The sequence below is a fragment of the Limnothrix sp. HT2024 genome (assembly GCF_059138625.1).
Genome location: NZ_CM181121.1, coordinates 4,343,397 through 4,367,861, shown reverse-complemented (window position 1 = coordinate 4,367,861; position 24,465 = coordinate 4,343,397). Strand labels below are relative to the sequence as shown.

Genomic DNA, 24,465 nt, shown 5'->3' with positions numbered 1-24,465 from the left:
TTGCTCATAAAACCCGCAATTCGTCCGCAATCGATCGGCCTGCCTCAGTCCAGCACCAGCGAGCTAGAGACCGGCAACCCCTTCTAGCAACCAACATCAACAGCAATATCAACCAGAAAAATCAACCAGAAGAAATATCAAACAGATCATCAACAAAAACGTTAGCCAAGCCCATGTACTCAACCATTGACCCAGCCAATTGACTCAGCCGGTTGACTCAGCCAGTTGACCCAGCCGATGGACTAAACCAACTCAGTGATTTGGTTCGTCTAGTCCGCCGGTCAAGGCCAATGGTCAAGCCCATGGGCCGCTGCCCGTTTAGTACAAATACACTTCGCCCTGCTCGGTCACGTTCACGTAATTCACATCGTGATCGATGTTGTCGGTGGCGGTTAACACCAGTTCCAGATCACCTTGGGGGGTCACGGTAGGGCGAGCCAACAGAAACCCGCGATCGGCCCGATACAACACCAGATTGCTCGGGGTGGGCAACATCTCCAAAACGCTGGTGGCGCGATCGGGAGAGTCTAGCTGACCAGTCAACAGGCGATCGCCCGTTACGCCAATCACCTCAAAAGCCACTTTGGCATTGGTGAAATTCACTAACCGCACAGTCACCTTGCCGCCCTTGAGGGCCAAGCGCGAGGCGGGCAATGGAAAACGAGCTGGCAAGGGCAGCCGGTTCGCTTCGGCGCGCGTGTTGGGGCTGTTGGGCACGGCGCGGGCCGGTGCGGGTGTGGGGGCTTGGGGACGGGCTGGCGGGCTGGCGGGCTGTTGACCAGCGGCACAGGGACAAGCGCACTGGCATTGGCCAGCGGCCGGTGGCCGAGGCGGGGCCGTTTCCGCCGTCACGGACTGACTTAAACCCAAAACACCGCCATACAGAAGGGCCACCGCCCCGATCGCTCCCATGCCCGATCGCCCCAGAAAACGCCGTACCATCGCTTTACTCCTCAAAAATCGAATACCCACCACAAGGTTGTCTCAATGCAGCATCAAGCGGCATCTGAATTAAATCAAACTCAAACCAGAAGCAAACTCAAACCTCAACAAGGCCTGTAAAGACCCTTGGGCCCATCCTCTCGCCGAAACGGAATCAGGGATTGGGAGACCCGATGAAAGACCGTTGATTCGCCCTCAAGATCCTGAATCCTAGAGATCCTAGGGTTTTTGGAACTCCCAAGGCTTCCGAAAATCTTCCGCCGGCACGCCTTGCAGCGCCTTCAGCATAAACTCCCGCCAGATGGGAGCCACATAGCTGCCCCCCGTGGCCCCATAGCCGATCGGGCGGTAATTGTCATTCCCCGCCCAAACCGCCACCGACAGTTGTGGCACATAGCCCACAAACCAAATATCCCGCTCTGAATCCGTTGTGCCCGTTTTGCCCGCCGCTGGCCGACCAATATTGGCCGTCTTGGCCGTGCCGTTGGTAATCACCCCCCGCAGCGTATCCGTGAGGGTTGCCGTTGCCCAAGGATCCAGCACCAGTTGCGGCCGGGGCGTGTTGTCCAACAGCACCTTTCCGCTGCTGTCGGTCACCTGCACAATAAACGTGGTGTCCGAATGCCAGCCATTATTGGCAAACGTGGCATAGGCTCCCGCCATTTCCAACGGGGTCACGTCCTCCGACCCCAAGGGCAAGGACAGCACCGGCTCCAGCGGGCTTTGGAAACCCAACAGCCGACAGGTTTCAATCACCTTGTTCAGCCCCACTTCCTGGCCCAGGCGCACCACAGGAATATTCAGCGAAATTTCCAAGGCGCGCCGAATCGAGACTGAACCTGAGAAACCGCCCCCGTAGTTCTTGGGCCGATACATCACACCCCCATCGTTGTAGCTGACGGGCGTGTCATTCACGGCGGAATTGGGCGTGTAGCGGCCAGTGGCAAAGGCCGCGTAATACACAAAAGGTTTGAAGGCAGATCCCGGTTGGCGCATAGCCTGAATGGCCCGGTTGAACTGGCTCTTGCGATAGTCCACGCCGCCCACCATGGCCTTCACGAAGTGGGTACGCGGATCCACCGCCACCAGGGCCACTTGATCCGCTCGCAACCCGCGCGATCGCATCCGAGCGTGGGCCGCGCTGACGGTGGCCTCAGCCATCGTCTGAAAATCAAAGTCCACGGTGGTTTGAATCCGCATTCCCCCCTTGAACAGATCTTCGCGCCGGAAGCGTTTTTTCAGTTCTTGGGTCACCGCCTCGGTCACGTAGGGCAGCTTACTGGACTGGAAGGAAGTACTTTTGCCCAAATTCAAGGGTTGATTGCGGGCGGCCAACTCCTCGGCGGGCGTGATCCAACCCAAGTCCAGCATTCGCCCCAACACGATCGCCTGGCGTTGCTTCGCTCGCTCGAAGTTCAGGAATGGGCTGTAATCTTCGGGAGCTTGGATCAGGCCCGCCAGCATGGCGCTCTCGGCCAGGTTCAAATCGGAGGCCGATTTGCCAAAGTAGCTGCGGGAAGCGGTTTCAATGCCGTAGTTGTTGTGGCCCCAATAGACCTGGTTCAAATACAGCTCTAGGATTTCGTCCTTTTTCAGGATTTGTTCTAAGCGCAGAGACAAAACCGCCTCAGCCACCTTCCGGCTAATTCGGCGCTGGGGTGACAGAAACAGGTTTTTGACCAACTGCATGGTCAGGGTGGAGCCACCTTCGGAGGTGCGCCCGCGCTCCAGATTGGTGACCAGGGCCCGCATGATGCTGCCGGGGTTGATGCCAGGGTGCTGATAGAAGCTGCTGTCTTCGATCGCGATGACGGCTCGCTTGAGATGGGGCGAGATTTGATTGAGGGGGACAACGACCCGGTTGGCTTCGTCGTGCAAGCTGGCCAGCACCCGCCCTTTGATGTCGTAGATATAGCTGGTTTCGCTGGGGGTGTAGGTTTGCAGAATCCGCACATCCGGTAGGTTGCGGAAGCTAACAGCCAAGCCCACCAAGGCTCCGGCCACGGCGGCGCTGCCCAGCATGGTGACGGTCAACAGAGTGCCGCCGGTAATTTGCCCCGCTCCAACGACCAAACGCCACAGACCCGGGCTGGGAGGCTCGATCGGGGAAGGCGTGGCGGAGGTGGATCGGGGCAAGGGGCGAACTCCCGATCGGGGACGACGGGGAGAAGGCTTGTGTGAAACGTTGGAAGACACAGGCGAGAGCAGGCTCCTAACCGATCGCGATCGATGGAATTGCACCGTATCCTAACATTTGAATTTGTGGCTCAAGTTAAGATCTCAGCCCTGCCGGGCCAGGAGCGCGATCGGTGACGATTCAGGAATTGGGTTTGCTGTTGGGGTCAATTGTGGCCAGCGTGGTGGGGCAGTTTTTGCTGAAAGCAGGGGCCCTGCGCTTGGGCAAAGTGACCGGCGACAACTGGATCAGTCACCTACTGTCCATGGTCACCACTTGGGAACTAGTGGCGGGGCTGACGGCCTATGGCCTCGGGGCGATCGCCTATATCCTGCTGTTGACCCGGGTTAAGCTCAGCATTGCCGCCCCTTCCGTTTCCCTGATCTACGTATTCACAGTGCTGATTGGGGTGGTGGCCTTTGGGGAGTCCCTCCCGATCGCCCGACTCATCGGCGTTGGACTGATTATGGCCGGGGTGGTTTTGGTGGCCTCTCAGTCCTAGGGAACGGCTGAAGCCTTTTGGGTCTTGGATCCTGGGGTCTCGACGGCTTCCCGACCCGGCCACCAAAACCGATTGGGCAAGCGATAGGCCCGAGCCTGATTGGTGTCAAAGGCCCAAGCACTCAACTCCGTCGGCTCCGCTGGCAATTCCTCCGGCGTGAAAGCCGCTTGCCAACCCGAAACCCGAAAATCAGCCCCAAACTTGCGGGCCACATCTGGCCGCGATTCCGTCACCCAAGCGAGGGCGATCGGGCGATCGACCTGGGTTTTGGGATCCCGCGCCGCCAGAATCACCACATCAGCCGATCGCCCCGATCGCCGCAAAATCGCCCACCCCTTCGCCACCCAATGGGGTAATTCAGGATGACTCAAGGGGCGCTGTCGATCCTTCAACACCACCTTCGATTCCCAAGTCCAGCCATCCCACTGTCCTTCAGCCACGCCCGCCAAATCCCGGGAGCCAAAAGCTGCCAAATTGGGTGTTTCGATCAAAGGAGGATTAATCACCCCCAAATCATTTAGCGGTCGTAAATATTGCCTCAATAATTGCAGATTCGGGTGAACCTGCTGCAAACCGAATGAATCATAAACAACAGGAGACAAGGTGACACAAGCCTTGCCCAATCTTAATTGGCGATTCAAGATTTGCATCCCTCCCAAACCGGTGCGGTAGCTATTCGATTCCAAAATTAGCCACAATCCCAATAGAAACGCAGCGCCCCAAGAGAACCAGCGCCAAAATTGGTTGACTTTTAGGCTGTTGAAACCAGCTCTGGAACTCGTTTCGGAGGTGATTATTGAATCAGCTTCAGTAACAATCCCTTGCGCAGGCTTCAGAGTATATAAACTGCTTTGACCCAGGCTAGTGACAATCAGCCCAGTAATGGCAACCCACAAATAATTAGAAACCGTAATATAGCGCGGAGAAAATGCTTGCTCAATTCCAAATCCTACTCGTCCTAATGACGTAATGGTTCCACTTAAAAGGCTATAGCTACCCAAAGATAGCCAAGGGATCATGGCCATCAAAGTGCTGTGGAAATTTGAGCGATCGCCTGATTTCTGAAATCGCTGCCAAGCACTCCAAGCGTAAACAGCCACACCCCCCACAAAAGCAATCAGCGCAAACCCTCCCAAGATCTGAGCTAATTGCTGATCAGAAAAGCTCAAGGGCGCACCCAGAAAGCTCAAAAAATATTGCACTAACTTGAGTGGATCTTCTAAGCCCGACAACAAACTTGGCGAATCGGGTGGCTTCACATAGCCATGAAAATAAAAGATTAACGTCCCAGAAAAGCAGGCCAGCCAAGCCAACAGAAAAGCCCATGCCTTGCGATTAGGTTGTTGCCAAATTTTAAAGCCGATCGGAATGAGGGAAATTAACCAAAAGGTCATACCGTTGGCAAAGGTGAAGGTAGCAAACCAAGCCAAACTCACCATCATCAGAAAAATTTGCCATCGGGGTCGATCGCCCCGCATTAGCAATAACATGCCCACCAGGCAAGCAGGTGTCACAAACATAATATATTGCAGACCCCACAGCAAATTTTCATACTGCAATGGACTACAAAGAAAAGTTGCAATTACAGCAGTGGCAACAGCAACTAGCCTCGGTTTATTAGGAATTGACAATTTGAGCAGGCGATGAATACCCAACAGAATGAGTAAGAGAAGTGTAATCGTTAAGCCCACTTCATAAGCAGCATTCCAGTGAGTTAATTCTGCCAACCCAGTGAGTATTAACCGTGGGAAAAACTTGCGACTTTCATTATGTTGAGCAAACAAACTTTCAAGCGTTATACTCCCATGCTTCCAAGCATGAAAATAAACTCCGATCATCCAACTATCAAAAAAAGGAACGTTGACTACATATTTAGCTAGCCAATACAGCAGCAGTGCAACGGGTAGGCCAGCCATTCCATAAATCAAGAGGTTGACTGAAGAAATCCCCATGAAGTGGGCTTGATTGACCCAGTTTTGCAAAATTGAGACAAATTGAAGGCGTTTTTTGAGAGTGATTAACCAAGAATTTAGGGTTGTCAACATTGGTTATTGAGCTGGGTTATTGAGTCTCGGAGTTGTCTAATTCTTAGAGGATGTCTGAAAAGCCAAAATCGATACTCTGCACGCCTCATCGATCGACGAAGACAAGGGGCTTAAGCCCCTTGCCCCCACGACTATTGGTGCATTGCCCGTGCCAAAAGACACTTTTTAGACATCCTCTTAGAGAAGGTTTGAACAGTGTCAGATATGAATTTTTAGACCATAGACACAACAAAGCCAGGGATCTACGTCCCTTGTCTGAGTTGGTTACTTGTGCAATTGCGAGCTTAGGATCAGCCGTTTAGACATTCCCTAAGTCCATGAATTCCCGTCACTGTAGCGCGAGTTTTGTCCCTTGGCCGATCGCAACTCGAAAAAAAACGCCACCGAGTAAAACTCGATGGCGATTTGCTTCCCTGGGTCAAGCCACGGATCCCCAAAAAGCGGGTGAATGTGCCTAAAATTTCACGCCGATTCCCTGGGTCTTAATGGCTTTGAATGCAATCAGAACGCTGACTGAGCCATGATCTAATAGGAACTGAGGCCCCTTGAATGGAGCACCCGATCGCCCTGTTATGCACCCTGACGGTCAAAAGTTAAGGGTCGATCGAGGTCGATCGCGGGGCCAGTTCCCGATATGGCAGACAAAGTGAGATGCGGTAGATGCACGATGCACCCCGATTGAGAGGCAGAATCAAAACTCGCGATCGCCTGAACGATCAATCGCAGTTGATGGAGGAGTTAGGCCTGCATTCACAGTTCGATCGGGCAGGCCAACTCCAGGCAGATACAGCTTGGCAGATGCAGAAGAAGGGAATGAACCCGAACTTTGGCGGAGACTGTGTAGATGCAAAAGTCGCCTGAGCGAACCTGATGAGTGGGAGAGCCTTGGCGACCATCGTGATCAACGACTCATTTGCAGAGGCTGGTTGAGGGCGCAGAACCTGATGAACCCAAGATCTTATAAACCCAAGATTTTGAACTCAAGAACTGGCCGGCTAAACCGCAATTCTGCAAGGGCATTGCTCACGATGACCCCACACTTCAACTCAAAACGCCCACCCCTTTTGGGGAATTGCAACGGCGTTGAGGCAATTGACCCTAAACTCTCATTCAGCAACCTCCCAAGGAACTTGCAAGAAGTTTGAGTTAGTGTTTTGCCTTGGGTTTGAGTATAGCAACTTTTTTCCGAGAATTTACGGAGATTACCCAATTTTTTTGAGAAGCCCCAGCAAAGCCTGCTGCTTTTCTCCGTACAGATTCTGGGGGCGATCGCACAGTCTCAGACACAAAAATCATTACCGGTCAACCTTTTCAGGCTTTGAGCTGCGTGATTCAGCATTCATTACTCATTTCTTGGCGAGCAATGCCTGTATTAAAAAGCACTTCAAAAATCGTTACGAATTTCACGCCCCACGAACGGGATAAACGGGATGATCTGCCCACCCGCTCTGGCATCCTCACCATCCCCAAGTGCCGGGCGATCCCTTGAACGGCCCCACAATATCGGACGTGATCCAGCCGCCATAGAAATCACCGGGCTGGGCCTGCACCTGCTCGCCATCCACATAGCAGGCATCTACATGACTGGGATAGATGCCCACGTAGTTTTGGATTTCGGCAAAGGCGGGAGTCGGCGCGGGATAGAACCAAGCGGCGGCCTCGGCCCGGCGATCGCCCACTTGGATGCTGTAGTAACGGGCGACCCCTTTCCACTCGCAAAAGGTCGATCGGGCAATCAATTCAAAATACTCCTGCCGCAAATCCTCAGGCGGAATGTAATAGGACGGTGGATGGCTGGTTTCCACAACCCGTTTTGCGCGATCGGTTTCGGCAATCACCACACCATTAAATTCCACTCGAATGTGCTTACCCGAGTCTTCCCAGCGAGCTGGCCGGGGATAGTCCCACACGGATTCTTGGCCGGGGCCGGGAACCATGCGATCGGGATGTGCCATAACTCAAACCCCCTGTTGAACCGTTTTGTTGAATTTTGCCGCTGAATCCTTTGAAAGTCACTGGGAATGGCCTGAGTGCAACCACCCCCAGCCCAAACACTGCTACGGCATCGCTTTGCTAGACTGAGAACCGGGGCTTAACGTTTCTTAAAACCCAAGCCCCAGCAAAAGATTGTCAGCGGTTTCCTGGAGTTAGGGGCTGTCGTCGTTTCGCCCGAAGCCTCAGATCTGCCGTTAGCGGATCATGGGGGCAAGGGGCTTAGGCTCCTTGTTAAATCTTGGGAGGCAAGGGGCTTAAGCCCCTTGTCAGATCGCGGGAAGCAAGGGGCTTAAGCCCCTTGTTACAACCATCGGGGCACGAAAAATCAACGATTTCAGCCTCACCTCGAAAAGTGACGACAGACCCTAGCCCCCTTGAGCAACCCCTAATCTGTTTGCTGCCCTTCGCACCGTTTGAGGAATCATTACATGGCTCCAACTTTGCTGCTGTCTCGGGACGTGCCCGAGTTGCGTTACCTGCCCACGGTCGATCGCTTCGATGAGAGCTGGCGATCGCCCCTTTCGACCTTGCTGGGTTGGGGGCGCGCCGCCGGAGCCGATTTTGTGGAATTTTTCCTGGAGCGCAGCAACTACATCAACTGCCTAGCCGAAGAGGATGCGATCACCAGCATTGCCCCCCGACTGGCGACCGGCGCAGGGGTGCGGGTGTTTCGCGGCCAGGCCGATTGCTACGTCAGCACCAATGATCTAACCTTTGCCGGGTTGCGATCGGCTCTGGAAAAAGCCCTGGCGATCCTGGGGTTGAGCCTGCCCGGCCCCAATGCCTACATTCCCGAAGTGAACCTGGAACCGTTGCGGGACTACGTGGCCACCAAGGGCAAGGATGCTTGGTTGGGTCAATGCAGCTCCATGAAAGAAATGGGCGAGGTGCTGCTGGCGGCCAATAGCGCGTTGGCCAAGCAGGGCAGCCATGTGCAATCGCGGCGATCGAGCTATTTTCGCGACTGGCAAGAAGTGTTGGTGGCCGCCAGTGATGGGGTGTTTGCCCACGACATCCGCCTAACCCAATCGGTGGGATCCAGCTTGCTCTGTGCCGATGGGGCCAATCGATCGTCCATTGGTCAGCGGGCCGGCGATGCCAGCAATCCCCAATTCCTGCGGGATTGGGACTACGAAACCTTTACCAGTGGCATTGCCGAATCGGCGGGCAAAATGCTCTATGCCGACTATGTGGAATCGGGCAACTATCCCGTAGTGATGGCCAATGCGTTCGGCGGCGTGATTTTCCACGAAGCCTGCGGCCACCTGCTGGAAACCACCCAAGTGGAGCGCAAAACCACACCCTTTTGGGATAAAAAAGGCGAAAAAATCGCCCATGAAAATTTGACCGCTTGGGACGAAGGCCTGAGCGACAACGCCTTCGGAACCTTGGATATGGACGATGAAGGAATGCCCGTTCAGCGCACCTTGCTGATTGAAAATGGCATTTTGAAAAACTTCATTTCCGATCGCGCGGGCTTTGTGAAAACCGGCCATCCCCGCACCGGCAGCGGCCGCCGTCAGGGCTACACCTTCGCCGCCGCCTCCCGGATGCGGAATACCTACATTGCACCGGGCCAATTCTCGATCGAGGATCTGTTTGGCTCGATCGATCGCGGCATTTATTGCAAGCGAATGGGCGGCGGCAGTGTCGGCCCCACCGGTCAATTTAACTTCGGTGTGGATGAAGCCTACCTGATCGAAAATGGCCAGCTCACCAAACCCTTGAAGGGCGCAACCTTGATCGGGGAAGCCGTGGAAATCATGCAGAAAATCTCCATGTCTTCTAATGATTTGGCCCTGTCGCCGGGGTTCTGTGGTTCGGTCAGTGGCAGTGTTTATGTCACCGTGGGTCAACCCCACATCAAAGTGGATGCAATTACCGTGGGAGGTCGCTAAGTCGTGGCAATTTCGATCGAACAATTGGCAACGGATGCCCGCGATTTGGCAACCAATTTGGGCATCAAACAATTTGATTTATATGGGTCATCGGTCGATGAAACCAGCGTGAAAGTGCGCGACGGCGAACCGGAACAGGTGAAGGCCTCCCAGCGATCGGGCGTGACCGTGCGGGTTTGGAACCAAGACGGGCGCGTGGGCATCACCTCCACCACCGACATCGATCGGGCCGGGCTGGAACTGGCCCTACGCACCGCCAGCGAGGCCAGCGCCTTCGGAGCCACGGACAACGTGCCGGACTTCAGCCCCGAAGCCACCCAGCCGATCGATGGCAACACCAGCGACATGGCCCCGCCCGCCCCGATCAACACCCTAATCACGGCCCTGGCCGGCGCTGAAAAACGGCTGCTGGAGTCCCACCCGGCGATCACCTCCGTGCCCTACAACGGCCTGTCCCAAAGCGACACGGAGCGGTTCTATCTGAATAGCGAAGGCGCTCTGCGGCACGAGGCCCGCTCGATCGCCTCCATGTATCTCTACGCCAAAACCGAACAGGAAGGGCGCAAACCCCGCAGCGGCGGCGCATTCCGCATGGCCCGCAGCTTCGACAGCCTCGACCTGGAAGGCTGCCTGCAAGAGACCACCGACAAAACCCTCAGCCACCTGAACTACGACAAAATTCAGTCGGGAAAATATCCGGTGGTCTTTTCGCCGGAAGCGTTCCTGAGCTTGCTGGGAGCCTTTTCCAACCTGTTCAACGCCCAAAGCATTTTGGATAAGCAAAGCCTCTCCACGCCGGATTCACTGGGGCAAACCCTGGCCGCATCGATCCTGTCGCTGGCGGACGACGAACACCACCCCGGCAACATTGGCGCAAGCTGGTTCGATGGCGAAGGCACGCCCACCCGCCGCATCCCGTTGATCACCGATGGGCAACTCAGCAACTTCCTGCACAGCGCCGGAACCGCCAAACGCCTGGGCGCACAACCCACGGGCCACGCCAACATGGGTGCCAAAGTGACGGTCAGCCCCGGCTACTGGCACGTGTTCTCGAATCAACCGGGCGATCTGCGCTTGGCCGATGCCGAGCAGGTGATCTTGGTTGATGACGTGAGCGCCCTGCACGCGGGGGTGAATTCCCTGGAAGGATCGTTCTCGCTGCCCTTTGATGGCTGGCTGGTGAAACGGGGCGATCGGGTCAGCATCGACTCCGCCACGATCGCGGGCGACATTCGCGACCTACTGAAGTCGATCGTCTGCGTGGAACCCGAAGCTGAGGTGCTTCCCGGCGGCACTTGCCCCCGGATTTGGGTGGCGGAACTGTCGATTACGGGCGACTAAAATCGGGCAACTGGGGCTAGGCGCGAAATCGTATGCCTAGCCCCATATGATCACTAGGAGTCAGCCAGAGCAGATTACTCAGCCAATTGCCAATTTTCAGAAATCCTAAGTTACTCATGGAAAAATTGATCGCTAAAAATTTTGCAGGTCTACAAAACGTTGAAATCATTCCAAAAAAAATCAATCTTTTGATTGGCCCACAAGCTAGCGGAAAGAGCGTTATTGCAAAACTATTTTTCTACTTCAGGAGTTTTGTTAAAGAAATTTTTGTATCTGGTGCAAAGCTAGAATCTAAAACAGCATTGGACAAAAGATTTAAAAACTTATTCGAGCAATACTTTCCATCTGCATCTTGGGGAGAATCAAAATTTTCAATTCAGTATGTTTTAAATAATGAATATATTGAAATCAGTCGAAAATCAACAAAGAAGCAAAGTGTTACCGATCTAGATCTCAGCTACTCTGATCTTTATAAGAAGATTCTATTGCAAACTAGATTAATGATCAAAAAAAGTAAGGAATCCACCTTATTTCCTCTGATTTCTCGTGCTTCAATTATTAATTCTGAAATTTACTTTCAAACTGAAAATGAATTTTTAAAAAGGATTTCTGAACAGCTAAATGCAGAAGCAGCATTTGATCAATTATTTATCCCTGCAGGTCGATCATTATTTGCAATTTATGACGACAATATTTTTGGTTTTTTATCTAGAGACTTTCCTATTGACCCATTACTAATCAAGTTTGGGAGATACTATGAGCAGGCACGAAACTTCGTTAATAGTCATGCTTACCAATTAATCTACAACAGAGGTGCTGACTCTTTATTTTCAGATTTCAGTCACCTAAAGTCTAAGCTCTTGGTTGGTGAATATACACGCTATCAAGGTAAAGACTGTATCCGGTCTTCCGATGGCAGGCAGGTCAGTCTGTCATATTCTTCTTCGGGACAGCAAGAGATTTTGCCCCTAATTCTAATCTTAGAGAACTTAACGTTTTCAACTTTTAACTCTGATAGGATTGGTACTTCAACTTATATCGAAGAGCCAGAAGCACATCTGTTTCCAAGTGCTCAGCGAGACATTGTGAATCTAATCGCTACTATTTACAATGATAAGCTCACTCGATTTATGTTCTTTCTGACAACTCATAGTCCTTACATTTTGACTTCATTTAACAACTTGATTCAGGCGGGAATTTTGAGCAAGAATGGTCATCATGATCAAGTTCTTAAAGTTATACCAGCCTCTCAGATTCTTGATCCTGATGATGTTGCTGCCTATCATGTCGTTGATGGCAAGGCTCGCAACATCATCGATCCAGAAACTCAGTTGATTGATGCTCAAATTATTGACTCAATTTCTGAGGAGCTAGCCATTCAGTTTGATCAACTACTGGATATTGAGTAGAGATCATGGATTTTCCAAAATGCACTCGAGAATATGAAGGGAAAACCATTTCTCTGAGTGACCCCAAATCCAAAAACAGCAAAGCAAAGCTAACCTTAAAGAACCCCAGGCAGCTTCTAATTAAGGTTATTGATATTGATGGGTGTGTCATCAGGGAAGGTATTCGCTGCGATCAACTAGTGACTTTGCCCAATAACAAGCTGATCTATGTTGAATTTAAGGGAAACGATGTTAAACATGCGGTCAAGCAAATTGAATCCACAATAGGATATATTTCGGGAATTTGTAGATCGTCGAGAAATTCAGACCTCATTTGTATGATTGCTTGTAGTCGATGTCCTCTTAGTTCAACAGATATCCAAAAGTACAAGCGTCTATTCAAAGACAAATATAGAGCCAGACTATTCATTCAGACAGGAGAAATTCAATATACTGTTGAATAGTAATTGGTGACAAAATAAAAAAGCAATTTCTTTGTGTTGTAATTCTTGAAATCATTTGACTTGATTAAAGTTTTTCTTGATGCTGTTTAAATATCAGAAAAATGGGTGAGTGAGTTGGTTTAAGCTGGATTACTAATAATTTTTATCTAAATTTAGGAATGAACGGATTGATTGGAATGGGAGAGCCAACCCGATCGATCCTGGTGTTGGGACTGGCAGCAGTGATTGATTGGCTGGTGGGTGACCCTTGGAGTTGGGTGCATCCGGTGCAGATCATCGGGGCATGGATCGATCGCTACCGTCGTTGGGTTTGGTCTTTGGCCGCTCCCGATCGGGTTCAGCGCTGGTTAGGGGTGGGTCTGGCATTGTCCACGATCGGGGGGACAGGGGCCCTGGCTGGGGCGATCGGGTCGTTAGCCGCCAAGCTACATCCCCTTTTGGGTTTAGGAGTCGAGGCGGTGATGGTGGCAGCTTGCTTTGCGGGTCGCAGCTTGCGGGATGCGGCGGCAGATGTGTTGGAACCGTTGGCCCGCGAGGATTTGCCGGAAGCGCGATCGCGGCTCAGTCGCTACGTGGGCCGGGAAACAGAGCATCTTGATCGCCCAGAAATTTTGCGAGCCGTGCTGGAAACGGTGGCGGAAAATGCCGTGGATGGTGTTTTGGGGCCGCTGTTTTGGGCCTTGGTGGGCGCGGGGGCAACGGTAATTTTCGGGTGGGGCCCCGGGGCGATCGCAGCGGTGGCCTTGGGTTACAAGGCCGCCAGCACTCTCGATTCGATGGTGGGCTATAAAGATCTACCCCATCGGAACTTGGGTTGGTTCAGCGCTCGCCTGGAAGATCACCTCACTTGGCTACCCTGTCGATTAACCGTGGGATCGATCGCCCTGCTTTCAGGAAAGCCCTTGCAAGTTTGGGGTCGCTGTCGGCGGGATGGAGCGCTGGATCCCAGTCCCAATTCCGGGTGGAGCGAGTGCGCCTATGCGATGGTCTTGGGGGTGCAACTGGGGGGCGAAAATCGCTATCGCGGTCAAGTGAAACACAAGCCTCTGTTGGGAGATCCCCAGCAACCGATCGAACCGGAGACCGTGCGATCGGCTTTGGGTTTGACCCGGGTGGTCTTTTTGGGGTGGTTATGCGGGGCGATCGGGCTATTGGCGCTAGGATTTTTGCCATGACCACTGTTTCCCACCCGATCCATGGGGGCAACCTGGCTTGGGCCGCCGCGATCGCCCATTGTGCGCCCTCTGAAATTCTGGACTTCTCCGCCAGTATCCATCCTGAGGGCTTGCCACCCAGCATTTTGGCCGCCCTCACTGCCGCCTTGCCTTCCCTCGCCGTTTACCCGGATCCAAACTACGGCGAATTGCGCCAGGCTCTCGCTCAGCACCACAACCTCGACCCAGATTGGATTTTGCCAGGCAACGGGGCGGCGGAACTCTTGACTTGGGCCGCTCGGGATTTGAGTCAGTTGGCCGCAACCGTGCTGCCCGTGCCGGCCTTTGCGGACTATGGCCGAGCCTTAAGGGCGTTTGGGGCCAGAATTGTGCCGATCGCCCCCGTGGAGCCTTGGGTTTGGGATTGGGGCGACTGGCTGAATCGCGATTGCGCCGCCTATGGCTTGGTGCTGAACAATCCTCACAATCCCACCGGTCAACTGTGGAACTACGATCTTTTGCGGCCCCTGTGCGATCGCTTTGGGCTGGTGGTGGTGGATGAGGCGTTCATGGATTTTTTGCGCCCGATCGAGCAACCCACCGTCGTCAAATGGGTTCAGGACTATCCAAACCTGATCGTGATTCGATCGCTCACCAAGTTCTACGCCATTCCGGGACTACGGCTAGGTTATGCGATTGCCCAGCCCGATCGGTTAACACGCTGGCAACAATGGCGAGATCCCTGGTCTGTCAACGGTTTAGCCGTGGTTGCCGCCTTGGCAGCCCTTGCCGATCGCCCCTTTGCCGAAAAAACCTGGACTTGGCTGGCATCGGCCCGATCGGAACTGTTTTTGGGTCTACAAGCCCAACCGGGCCTCACCCCCTATCCCAGCGCCGCCAATTATCTGTTGGTCAAAACCGCCCTACCCAGCAATCAACTCCAGCAGCAAGTGCTACGGCGCGATCGGATCTTGATTCGAGACTGTTCCAGCTTCCCAGAATTGGGCGATCGCTTCTTTCGGGTCGCGATCAGAACCACCGTCGATCATCAGCGGTTGCTGCAATCGCTGCGACAAAGTTTGGTAGTGCCGTAATTCAGTAATGATGAGCCGGTGAAAGTCTTGTGGCGTAAGCGATCAGTTACCAAAAATCATCACCTCACAGGCACTATCCAAAGTCCCCAAAAGTAAAGACTACAAAAAAGGGTCTCAAGCGTTTAATCATGTGCTTGAGACCCTTTGGAATTTTTGAGTTTTTTTGGAACTTTCGAGTCTGTCATTAACCAAGAGACAGACTCTGAGCTTTTATTCGCCGACGGGAGCGAAACGGTTGCGATCGTTCATCTTCACCGGCGCATCGGGGCGGGGACGATTGGGGTTCGGACGGCGATCGCCACCCCCACCAGCACCCCGGCGACGGGAGCCACCGCCGTAGTTACGGCCACCGCGATCGCCTCGGCCACCGCGATCGCCCCGTTCGGGACGCTCAGTTTCAAAGTTATCGTCACCAAAGACCCCTTCAACTTGCCAAGCGGGCCGTTCCATGTCGTAGAACATTTGCAGCGCGGCCGCCGCCACTGCCCGAGGATCGTACTCCTCACCCAGTTGCGACACGATCGGCAGGAACGAAGCCACCCGATCGCTGGTCAGTGCTTCCTTAACCCGGTTCTTGAGGCGATCGATCCGGCGAGCTTCAATCTCGGCACGGGTCGGCAAATCTACCGGCTGCATCGATTGGCGCGTGTGCCGCTCAATCTGCCGAATCCGATAACGCTCCAGGCTGTAGGACAAGGTAATCGCACGACCCGTCCGACCTGCACGACCCGTCCGACCAATCCGGTGGACGTAGTTTTCCAGGTTGTCGGGCAGATCGAAGTTGAATACGTGGGTCACCCGATCCACATCCAAGCCCCGAGCAGCAATGTCAGTCGCCACAATCAGCTTCAACTGTCCCCGACGGAAGCGCGTGATCAGGCGTTCGCGTTGGGCTTGGTTCAGGTTCCCGTGATATTCATCGGCACTGTAACCAGCCGCTTGCAGTTGCACGGTCAGTTCCGCAGCCCCCTGCTTGGTGCGCACAAAGATCATTGCTGATTCAGGATCTTCTAGCTCCAGGATCGGCAACAGGGCCCGAATCTTGTTGCAACCACGAGGAACCGTATACAGCACCTGTTCAATGCGGGTGGGAGTCGCTTGGGGCTGCTCCACCGTCACGAACACCGGATCCTTCAGGAAGTTCGCCACCAGACGACGAATCGTCGGACTCATCGTTGCGGAGAAGAAGGCCGTTTGGCGCGCGGCGGGCAGCGAGCTACAAATCTTTTCAATGTCCTGAATGAAGCCCATATTCAGCATTTCATCGGCTTCATCCAACACAAAGTAACGCACCTGGTCGAGGCGCAAAGCACCACGATCCATCAAGTCCATTACCCGACCGGGCGTGCCGATCGCAATTTGTGCGCCCCGTTGCAGTTGGCTAATTTGCCGATCGATCGATTGGCCACCGTAGACCGTCACGGTTCGCAAACGAGAACCGGGGCCCACAAACTTCTCGATCGCCTGGGAAACCTGTAACGCCAGCTCACGAGTCGGGGCCAGAATCAATGTTTGAACAGTGCGATTGGCATCATCAATCTGCTCCAGCATGGGCAGCCCAAAGGCCGCCGTCTTGCCAGTTCCAGTTTGAGCCAAGCCAACCACATCTTTTCCTTCGAGCAAGGCGGGAATCGCGCGTGCTTGGATGGGGGTGGGTTCAGTAAAGCCAAGGGTTTCCAGATGAGCAGCACGGGTTTCCGAGAGGCCGAGGCTTTGGAAGGAAAGGGTCATGAGTACGCTTCGTAACGGATGAACAACCAAAACCCAATCTCGCAGTTAGCCCCGAAAACCCGCAGCACGATCTAGATTGCACGGCTGGGAATCTTATTTGAATAGCGGTCGTCTGTGTTGCCGCAGAGTCAATACGTCCTTTCTGATGGGATGACGCGTTGACCCTAACCGCACGATCGCCCCCCGAGCAAGCGGGGCAGATTAGGCAAAATTGGGCGCTTTAAACAGTCAGACGAGTGTTAACTCGTTCTTTACTTAAAATAACTTAAAAAATGGCAATACGATCGCAAATGCCCTAGATTTTTCTGGGATCACGCCATGTCAGGAAACCGCGCGATCGCCTCAATTCCTTCATGCGTCGGGGTTTCAAAACGTTTACCCTCTCAGCTAGGCAGCCTTCACAGATACCCAACAGGCAGCCCACTGGCTATTGCAGCAGCTTCGACGGAACCTTGTTCACCGTGCCTCGGTTCAAAACTTCAGTTTTGACGGCCGCCAGCCGGCAAGTCGTCTGTTGAGTTTCCTTACCCAGTTCCGTACTCAAATTCTTTTCCCCGGCCGCCGGATCATCCTGAGAGCAGCTCCGCCGATCCAAGCCATAGCGCCCTTCTGGGTTACCGCGAACTGCCAAAATCACCTTCTGGTTCTGGTTGCCCTCGTTTTTCTGTAGCTGTTGCAAACTCACTGCCCCAGTTTCGTCCAGCACACAGGCATAGACACTGCGAACCCCTTCAAAATCCCCCGTTAATGACTCAAGACTAGGCGTAACTTCATACTGGGCAGGACATTCCCGCTCGGCGCTTAGGCTTCGATCCTGAGTATCGTCCACGAAGTCCACCAGCACCTGTAGTGGATCAAACTTCGGGTTAGACGAACCCGGGGGCGTGTTACCTTCAGCCGTTTTTGGCCAAGTCTGCAAAGTCAAGCCTAAGCTCGCATCTAGGGGATCATTGAAAGTGTTATTAAATTCTGCCGCGTCGTTAAATCGCTTGAGAACACGTCGCGAAATTCGAGCACGACCATCCCATAGCTTTTTCTCATTATCCTTATCTAGAAAGTAGACAACCAAAGTGTACGTTCTACCCGACAGTTGATATGTCCTGCACTCACTCGAGTTACAACCAGGAGGTAGCGGATCGAGCTTCCAAAAGGCAATGAGTGGAAGGCTATCTTTAGGCGGTTCCAAGCCTCCATCACCACCGAATAGACCTGGACAATAGTCAGTTTCTCCGGGAGAAGATTGCCCTTCCCATAGGCACTTACCGGTATAGACATAAATCGCTTCCCGCAGTTCATTGCTCATGAACTCCGCAGCAATTCCCATATCACGCATGGTTTCCGATCGCGCTAATTCTCGACGATTGGTCGAAACCAGTTCCACCACAATCCCTAACAAGCCTGAAATGATCAGCCCTGCAATCAGCGCTGAAATCAACAATTCGATCAGCGTAAACCCAGATGTTTGGGTTGAATCAAGCTGACGGTTGTGGATTGCGCCTTTGCGTTTACTTAAAAATGCAAGGCCATGAGTTAGCTGAAACGCTTGGTAACGACGCTTAACTCGTTTGAGGACTCGTTGAAGGGTAATCATGGGGTTTCTCCACCACTCGTTTTCGTCTTACAGTCTTCAGCCCCCCCGTTGAGGAGATAACACATTTTTTCGTAAGCACCTTTGGTGTCCGAAACGGCCAGTTGTGTGTAGAGCACTGCCAAGGGTTTGATTCCCTGTTCACCCGTGCCACTGGTTAATTGCAAAGAAGCCGCTTTAATGTCCAGGGGCTGAGTTCCACTCCGGATGGGTTGATAAGCCCAAACCCGCACTCCAAGCCGAAAAGCCACAGGAATTAAGCCAGCCGCACCTTCAATCGCGGTTTTATCGGAGGCAGCACTCCGAAAGGTTTGAACGGCAAAATCTGGCAAACAATCACCATCCACATCCACGGGCCGCAACTCCAAAGCGCCCACGAACGGCACGCCTTTATCACAACTATTTCGAGTAGATTCCAGATTTTTTAAATCGGGAGCCCCCGAAGGGGCAGGCGTTTTTTCAAAATCACTGGCTCCGTTACTACTTTCCTGGGGCAGCAGAGACAAATTATTACTAAAATCTCCCCGCTCCATGGTGACGCGCACTTTGTCCACTTCACCCTGGGCCACTTGAATGGCTTGTTCTGCCCGATTGCTCTGGACTCGCGAGGCTGTTGCCAGAAATAGGGGAGGCGTGATCGCCACCGCCACCACAGACATCATCACCAAGGCCACGATGCATTCCAGCAACGTCAGCCCAGATTCTGGGCCTGAGATTTGGGACTGCCTGCGCCAGCGGCGAACCCAGTAATTGAACGCGGCGTTAGACATGATGGGGAAGCCTCGCAAGTTCATCGGGACAGATTATCAGCAACCATCAGGGGTGGTCTCAATGGAACGTCGTAAAGCACAGATGTAAGGATCACCGGCTTCCGGTTCGTTGTAGAACTCACTGCGCGTATTCCCGATCGTAATAAAGCGACTGGAAATGGGGCCCACTGGGGCATATTGCAATCCCACGTCGTAACCCCAGAGTCGTCTTGGGGTCTGGTAGTAGGGAATATCATCCTGACCACCAACTGGACGCTGATTGATTTCCCAAGCATCGTGCTCATAGGGGCCCGTTGAGGACGTGCGGAAGTTTAGCTGCAAGAAGGCTCCCGAAATGGTTTGAGACTGGCTGGAGCTACTACCGCCCCAGTTTTCCAGCATGGGGAGGAAGTTGTGGAAACCGCCATAGCTCTGGTTCTCACGACTGGAACCAATGCCGCTGATAAAGATGGCGTTTGCCTCGGTTGTGCTCGCACCGGGTAGCACACCATTCGCACCACGGCCATAGCGTTGGCCCAAGGGAACTGTTTGGTAGTTACCGGTGTAGGGATTGGGTCTCCCAAACTCTGGACGGGCCGCGTCTTCATTGATCCGCTGTAGGGGCTTGCCAGTGTAATCCACTGCCACAGAGCTGGTGAAGTCAAACCGGTTTTCGTGCCACCAATCCAGCACCAAATCCCGTTCCTGATCAGACATTTCTAGGGGACGGTTTTGGGCATAGAACGAAGTGGTGGGGGAAGAAAGCGAGCCAACCCGCTGGCAGCCATACCAGTCTGCTAGTTTGGGTGAAGCATTGAGGAAGGTATCTCGAACACTGCCATCACAGAAGTTACCAGAGACCAACGTGATCGAGTCTGCTAGCAATTCCACAGGTCGCCATGTATCTACCCCAAGGCGTGCAAATTGAGTATTGAGATCATCCTGAGGACTGCGACTACCACGGGAGTAGAAGTTGCCGTAGTTGTCTCGATTCAAGAGGGTCTTGAATTCTTCAACCATGACACCGCCTACTCGGTGCAGGTTGAAGTCACCTTTCACAAACAAAGGGTTGTCTGTGATGAAGGACATTCCGGCAATGTTAGATTTCTCGTCCCCGCCACCTTCGCGCCTTACTAAAGCACCGTTGATCAATCGGAACCCATGGGGTCGTCGATCGGGATCGGCGTAGTAGTCCACGGGTTTAGGACTAATGCCAGTTACATCGCTGATCGGCGGATCTTGCCCTAAGGGATTGCCACGACCAATGCTCATACGAGCACTTTCGGTGTCTAGGTTATAGCTCGACCAGGTGGTAGAGGGCGATCGCTCGATCGCGTCTTCCCGGGTATTGTCCTCCCGGAATGCATAGACAATACCGCCAACTTCGTTCTTCTTCAGGTTGCCAAAGGTCAACCACAGATCTCCCAAGGCAGATGGGGCGTAGGTTTTTTGCCGAAGCATATCGATATCGATATCTAGCACCCGCTCCACGAGGCGCTCTCGCCCGTCCATCAAGGCTGCATCCTTGAAAGCAACCCGGTGATACTCGATCGCCTTGTCCGCTTTGGCCCCATCGTTGTCCACTGCCACAAACAACATCTGGGAGCAGTTAGGAGCTGAATTGGTACAACTACCCGTTGGCGTGAGGTTGTCATCCACGGGTAACAGCCAATCAGCCACTTTCCGAGGCTTGATGATGATTGACTCCAGATCCTTATCACTCAGCACCTGGAAATTACCCTGAGCAACCGTCAGATAGGGATCGAAATACAGCTTGTCGTAAGGCGCATAGAACGGATCCGTAGCCTTGGGTTGGGCATGATCCACCTCCACAGACAGGGTAGCGGTGCCCACTTCCAAGTCGGGGATCAGCGTCTTGTCTCCATCCGCGTCATGGACGGTGAAGTCTTCAGACAGGGGCCGCGGAAACAGGTAGTACAGTGCAGGATATTCGGGTTCTACGGGGCAGAGGGTCCCTGCCAAGTGCAGAAACCGCTTCTCTTCCGCAACAGTTCCAGGAACTCCGTAGCCAAAGTAGTTATTCCCCGTGGTCTTGCTGAAGTCGCAACCAAATTCATAGGTTTTGGCTTGCTCATACACCCGGCCGCCAAAAGCATAGCCAACGGTTAATGATCCGGAAGGCGGTGTGGGGGTCAGGTCATTTTGGACGGTGTAGCTGTAGTGATGTTTGGCGGTTTCCGCAGGGATGCTGCCAGCGGTGTTTTTGACCCGGCCGAAGTGGGTGGCAAAGCCAAAGGTACGATCGCGCTGAATTTGCTCTCGGAGTGCAATTAACCTGGCCCATTGTTGCAACTCAGTGGGTTTCAGTGGGTCGCTGTCCAAACGGTTGAGGGCCGCCCCGCTGGTGCTCTTATCTGCCAGGGCCGCAACGTAGGCCTCCGGGGGCACCAATGGCGTAACTTCATCCGTAGAAGCGGTGGTTGCTGCAAACGGATTCTCACCAGGCTTCAGGGCTGGATCCGCAGCCGGAATCCGCTTCAGCAGGGGCGGACTAGCCAGGGGTTGACCGCCCTGAGTTTTGAGGCTGGCCAACTGCACTTCCACAAAATCTGCACCCTCTTGATCACGGCTATTGAAATCAGAGGGACTGCGCAGCCCAGAGTTTCCTGGATAAACCCGCACAGAGAAGGGACCCGTGGTGTCTCCGGGGCGAAAAATGTCAACTCGTCCCAACTTGCGGTCATTGGCGCTGTCGGTGCGGGCCCCCGAGAGCCACTCCGCACGGGAGGGGTCTTCCTTTTTATTCCAGGCTGGATCGTTGTCCCCAATTTTGCCGAGGGCTTCCGCCAGCTTATCGAGCACAGTGGTTTGGAAGTCCGGATCGCTGTAGTCGATCGCATCCAAATAGGCAATGTTGTAAGCCAACATGCCAGTGCTCAGGGCCGCAGTCTGCTGGGTGGTCGCATCAGCCGGACTGTTGTTGGTGTCATAGAGGGCCCGACGCAAATTACTAAAGTCGCCCCACTTCACCAACTGCGGTAGCGGGTGAGTTTTGCCCGCTTCCTGCTTGGCGGGAAATGCACCATCTTTGTCCCCTGCGAAGGTTGCCAGGTTTTCCAAAGCTTTCCGCAAGGTCGCGTTCAAGTTGACCGGTGTGCTGGTGGGGCCAGTGCTAACGCTGACCAACTCATTGAGTCGATCCACATCCATTTCCCAACCGTTCGTGCCGCGGCCATGGAAAAAGTCGATCGCAAGTTCCTCCGATTCGTCTCCAAAGCGCTCCCCAAAGGCTGTCCATTCCGATTTGGTTTTGACACCGGCCGTAACAGGGAGTTTCTCAAAGGTTGCCGACTGTTTCAGGGTGTCGGGAGTCCCCGGGTGAACAGTACTCGCCAAGGCAGCCACCGGCTTTACCCCTTGCCCAACACCCTTGTGAAAAAGCAACGTGCCTTGAACGGCGGCCGGGTTATCTTTATAGCTACGACGCTGTAAGGCCTGAAGCGGCGTTGTTGCGTCAAATTCATCCGCTTGAGAGGGATAGCCCAGGGGATTTTCCAGAGGATTTTCCAACTCTAGGCGCTGACCGGTAATAATTCGAGTCCCTTCGTTGATGGCGCGGCGCTCCCAGTAGCCATCCGCTCCCACTTCTGCCGGTTGCTCCGTATTGGTGTTGCGGGTTAAGCGTTCGTCGCTGGTGATATTGTCACCCACCTTCTTCGTGCTGGGCATCCTCAATTCTGAGGTTCGACCGTAGGTTGGCCGAGGGCCATAGCGATTGTCAGCTCGATAGAAGTCGTCTAGGTAAGGTTTAGGAACAGCCTGGCCGCTGAATCTGGTTGAATATTCCGCTCCCTCAACCGTATTCCAGCCGTCAGCGCGTACCTTACCCGATTTGCGCCGAACACTGGCATCTTGGGTGTAGAGCAAGAGTGGGTCTAAGGCAAGATCGATCGCCTTCCCTCCAAAGTTCACGGAATCCGTTTCGGTCGTGAAATTGAGATTGCCTGGGGTCACGCGGCCGCTGGTTTCTCGATAGTCGATCGAGACCCTTGGATTACCGCCAAAGTTGCTGCGGGGCCCCGAAACGGCACTGGAAATTAGATCACCTTTGAAGTTTTTGCAAATTCCCTCACTCGTGTAGCTTTTGCAGGTTTCCGCTGAGGCATTGCCTTCAGGGTTTTCCGGCGAGGCACTGATACTGGATGCTTCGGGATCCTGGTAGAGGCAAGATGAAGGAGCGCTCACCCAGAATAGGCGCGTGGGGTTGTTAGCCCCAGCCAAAAACATCGAGCCTTCCGTGTGCATCGCACCATTCCAGTTGAAGGCAGCACCGGAGAATAGCTCTAGATCATTACGGAACCAAGCTCCCCATTTATTGCCTTTTTCCACAATCCGGTCTTGCTGGAATTCAAGGGTCGCAATGGTGTTGGTTCCAGCCCCTGACCGAGCAGTATCGCGCTTTGGAATTACAACGGCATCCACCTGGAAGTTCTTACGAAGGGTAGATGTTTTCTTTTGGTCTTGATACCAGCCCGCTTCAATGGGAGGCAAAATTTCAGCACTCAGACGGCCCGCGAGGTTACAAGGACTCTCATCAGATTCCTGTTGAATCAAAGGCCCCGTGCGAGTTCGCAGCGCTGCGACCCGCTCTTGCAGGGCCGCCTTGCTCATGTTGAACTCTAGCTTTCCGGAAGCGTTGGGAGACGGCGTATTGAAGATTAGAGAATATGCAACGTCTGCATCTTCTTGCCCGTCCCCATTCGTATCGACTGGAAATTTCCAAGCTGGATCCGGTTGTCCGTCCCCGTTCATGTCAATTTGTTGCTCACCGGGAAAGGTGTAGGACTGGTTACGGGCGGGGTTAAATACTTCATCGAATGAGCTGCTACCGGTTAAGTTTTTGTTCAGCAACATACTGAGCAAATACTTCTCGGAGGGTGCACCGTTGGATGTTAGGCGAGGGTCTTGGGTAAAAAGTTTTTCAAGTTTGGCTTTGGCGCGATCGATTGCGGGGGTGGCGGCGTTGTAGATCACCTTTTGGGCCCGATCGGCGGCGACTTGATCTGTGCGGTTGAGGGTGCGCAACGACAGGGCAGTAATCGTGAGGGCCACCACCACCAGCAACAAGGCGGTGGTTGGCAACACGAAACCCGCTTGCGATCGCAGCCGTCGCCAATAGGGATTAGAAGCCAGAATTTGGGGTCGATCGCCCGATCGCCCTCGACGATGCAACAGTCGCTGGAACTGTGCGATCGTTCGTCCCAATTGGAACGAAATAGCCAAAACTAGCCGCCGCAGGATCATCATATTGGCTCTACCAACTTGGCCTGAGAGTTCTTGAAAAACTGACCCGAAACACACCCATTACAGCAAAGGGCGGGGCGTTGGAGAGTGACCGTCAATCTCAGAACGGTTTCTCGTCGCTACCCCAACATGA

Annotated in this window: 15 protein-coding genes; 7 read left to right on the top strand and 8 right to left on the bottom strand. The window is 53.6% G+C overall.

Translation table 11 applies throughout. The features are described from left to right. Positions 1–318 precede the first annotated feature (318 nt). The gene (locus AC2IAX_RS17920) at positions 319–942 is read right to left on the bottom strand and encodes a hypothetical protein (RefSeq protein WP_494388657.1); all 624 of its coding nucleotides are present in this window, start codon (positions 940–942) and stop codon (positions 319–321) included. A 219-nt stretch (positions 943–1,161) separates the two neighbouring features. Then, the gene (locus AC2IAX_RS17915; protein ID WP_494390436.1) at positions 1,162–3,045 is read right to left on the bottom strand and encodes a transglycosylase domain-containing protein; all 1,884 of its coding nucleotides are present in this window, start codon (positions 3,043–3,045) and stop codon (positions 1,162–1,164) included. 206 nt (positions 3,046–3,251) lie between these two features. Here AC2IAX_RS17915 and AC2IAX_RS17910 point away from each other — a divergent pair, with 206 nt between their 5' ends. Next, positions 3,252–3,620, top strand: a complete 369-nt coding sequence (locus AC2IAX_RS17910) for an EamA family transporter (protein ID WP_494388656.1) — start codon at positions 3,252–3,254, stop codon at positions 3,618–3,620. On the opposite strand, the gene AC2IAX_RS17905 is transcribed toward AC2IAX_RS17910, so the two are convergent. After that, positions 3,617–5,665 (bottom strand): hypothetical protein, encoded by a 2,049-nt coding sequence (locus AC2IAX_RS17905; RefSeq protein WP_494388655.1) that lies wholly within the window; start codon positions 5,663–5,665, stop codon positions 3,617–3,619. The two genes, AC2IAX_RS17910 and AC2IAX_RS17905, sit on opposite strands and share 4 nt — an antisense overlap. A gap of 1,457 nt (positions 5,666–7,122) precedes the next feature. Beyond that, on the bottom strand, positions 7,123–7,620 hold the full coding sequence (locus tag AC2IAX_RS17900) for a DUF427 domain-containing protein (RefSeq protein ID WP_494388654.1): 498 nt from the start codon (positions 7,618–7,620) through the stop codon (positions 7,123–7,125). Positions 7,621–8,088: 468 nt separating this feature from the next. Here AC2IAX_RS17900 and AC2IAX_RS17895 point away from each other — a divergent pair, with 468 nt between their 5' ends. The 6 genes from AC2IAX_RS17895 (at position 8,089) to cobD (ending at position 14,999) form a co-directional block, all read left to right on the top strand. Beyond that, positions 8,089–9,558 carry a TldD/PmbA family protein gene (locus AC2IAX_RS17895; RefSeq protein WP_494388653.1) on the top strand — a complete coding sequence of 490 codons (1,470 nt, stop codon included), beginning with the start codon at positions 8,089–8,091 and terminating at the stop codon, positions 9,556–9,558. Positions 9,559–9,561: 3 nt separating this feature from the next. Beyond that, on the top strand, positions 9,562–10,899 hold the full coding sequence (locus AC2IAX_RS17890; RefSeq protein WP_494388652.1) for a TldD/PmbA family protein: 1,338 nt from the start codon (positions 9,562–9,564) through the stop codon (positions 10,897–10,899). Between the two features lie 116 nt (positions 10,900–11,015). Beyond that, a complete protein-coding gene (locus AC2IAX_RS17885) occupies positions 11,016–12,308 on the top strand; it encodes an AAA family ATPase (RefSeq protein ID WP_494388651.1) in 1,293 nt (430 codons plus the stop codon). A 5-nt stretch (positions 12,309–12,313) separates the two neighbouring features. Beyond that, a complete protein-coding gene (locus AC2IAX_RS17880) occupies positions 12,314–12,751 on the top strand; it encodes a hypothetical protein (RefSeq protein WP_494388650.1) in 438 nt (145 codons plus the stop codon). A gap of 158 nt (positions 12,752–12,909) precedes the next feature. Next, on the top strand, positions 12,910–13,926 hold the full coding sequence (gene cbiB, locus AC2IAX_RS17875) for an adenosylcobinamide-phosphate synthase CbiB (protein ID WP_494388649.1): 1,017 nt from the start codon (positions 12,910–12,912) through the stop codon (positions 13,924–13,926). Then, entirely contained in the window at positions 13,923–14,999 is a 1,077-nt protein-coding gene (cobD, locus tag AC2IAX_RS17870; RefSeq protein ID WP_494388648.1) for a threonine-phosphate decarboxylase CobD, read from the top strand. The genes cbiB and cobD overlap by 4 nt, the downstream gene beginning before the upstream one ends. Before the next feature lie 210 nt (positions 15,000–15,209). Here the strand turns inward: cobD and AC2IAX_RS17865 are convergent, their stop codons facing one another. The 4 genes from AC2IAX_RS17865 to hpsA form a co-directional block, all read right to left on the bottom strand. Next, the gene (locus AC2IAX_RS17865; RefSeq protein ID WP_494388647.1) at positions 15,210–16,730 is read right to left on the bottom strand and encodes a DEAD/DEAH box helicase; all 1,521 of its coding nucleotides are present in this window, start codon (positions 16,728–16,730) and stop codon (positions 15,210–15,212) included. 427 nt (positions 16,731–17,157) lie between these two features. Continuing rightward, the gene (locus tag AC2IAX_RS17860; RefSeq protein WP_494388646.1) at positions 17,158–18,321 is read right to left on the bottom strand and encodes a PilW family protein; all 1,164 of its coding nucleotides are present in this window, start codon (positions 18,319–18,321) and stop codon (positions 17,158–17,160) included. After that, positions 18,318–19,088: a type IV pilus modification PilV family protein gene (locus tag AC2IAX_RS17855; RefSeq protein ID WP_494388645.1), complete on the bottom strand. Its 771-nt coding sequence runs from the start codon at positions 19,086–19,088 to the stop codon at positions 18,318–18,320. Before AC2IAX_RS17855 ends, AC2IAX_RS17860 begins: the two co-directional genes overlap by 4 nt. A 36-nt stretch (positions 19,089–19,124) precedes the next feature. Continuing rightward, complete coding sequence (gene hpsA, locus AC2IAX_RS17850) at positions 19,125–24,311, bottom strand: hormogonium polysaccharide biosynthesis protein HpsA (RefSeq protein ID WP_494388644.1); 5,187 nt, start codon at positions 24,309–24,311, stop codon at positions 19,125–19,127. Between the last annotated feature and the right edge of the window lie 154 nt (positions 24,312–24,465).

Excerpts from the sequence above, each read along its gene's own strand:
- AC2IAX_RS17920 (WP_494388657.1), bottom strand. The coding sequence starts at position 942 with ATGGTACGGCGTTTTCTGGGGCGATCGGGCATGGGAGCGATCGGGGCG.
- AC2IAX_RS17905 (WP_494388655.1), bottom strand. The coding sequence starts at position 5,665 with ATGTTGACAACCCTAAATTCTTGGTTAATCACTCTCAAAAAACGCCTT.
- AC2IAX_RS17900 (WP_494388654.1), bottom strand. The coding sequence starts at position 7,620 with ATGGCACATCCCGATCGCATGGTTCCCGGCCCCGGCCAAGAATCCGTG.
- AC2IAX_RS17895 (WP_494388653.1), top strand. The coding sequence starts at position 8,089 with ATGGCTCCAACTTTGCTGCTGTCTCGGGACGTGCCCGAGTTGCGTTAC.
- AC2IAX_RS17885 (WP_494388651.1), top strand. The coding sequence starts at position 11,016 with ATGGAAAAATTGATCGCTAAAAATTTTGCAGGTCTACAAAACGTTGAA.
- AC2IAX_RS17880 (WP_494388650.1), top strand. The coding sequence starts at position 12,314 with ATGGATTTTCCAAAATGCACTCGAGAATATGAAGGGAAAACCATTTCT.
- cbiB (WP_494388649.1), top strand. The coding sequence starts at position 12,910 with ATGAACGGATTGATTGGAATGGGAGAGCCAACCCGATCGATCCTGGTG.
- cobD (WP_494388648.1), top strand. The coding sequence starts at position 13,923 with ATGACCACTGTTTCCCACCCGATCCATGGGGGCAACCTGGCTTGGGCC.
- AC2IAX_RS17865 (WP_494388647.1), bottom strand. The coding sequence starts at position 16,730 with ATGACCCTTTCCTTCCAAAGCCTCGGCCTCTCGGAAACCCGTGCTGCT.
- AC2IAX_RS17860 (WP_494388646.1), bottom strand. The coding sequence starts at position 18,321 with ATGATTACCCTTCAACGAGTCCTCAAACGAGTTAAGCGTCGTTACCAA.
- AC2IAX_RS17855 (WP_494388645.1), bottom strand. The coding sequence starts at position 19,088 with ATGTCTAACGCCGCGTTCAATTACTGGGTTCGCCGCTGGCGCAGGCAG.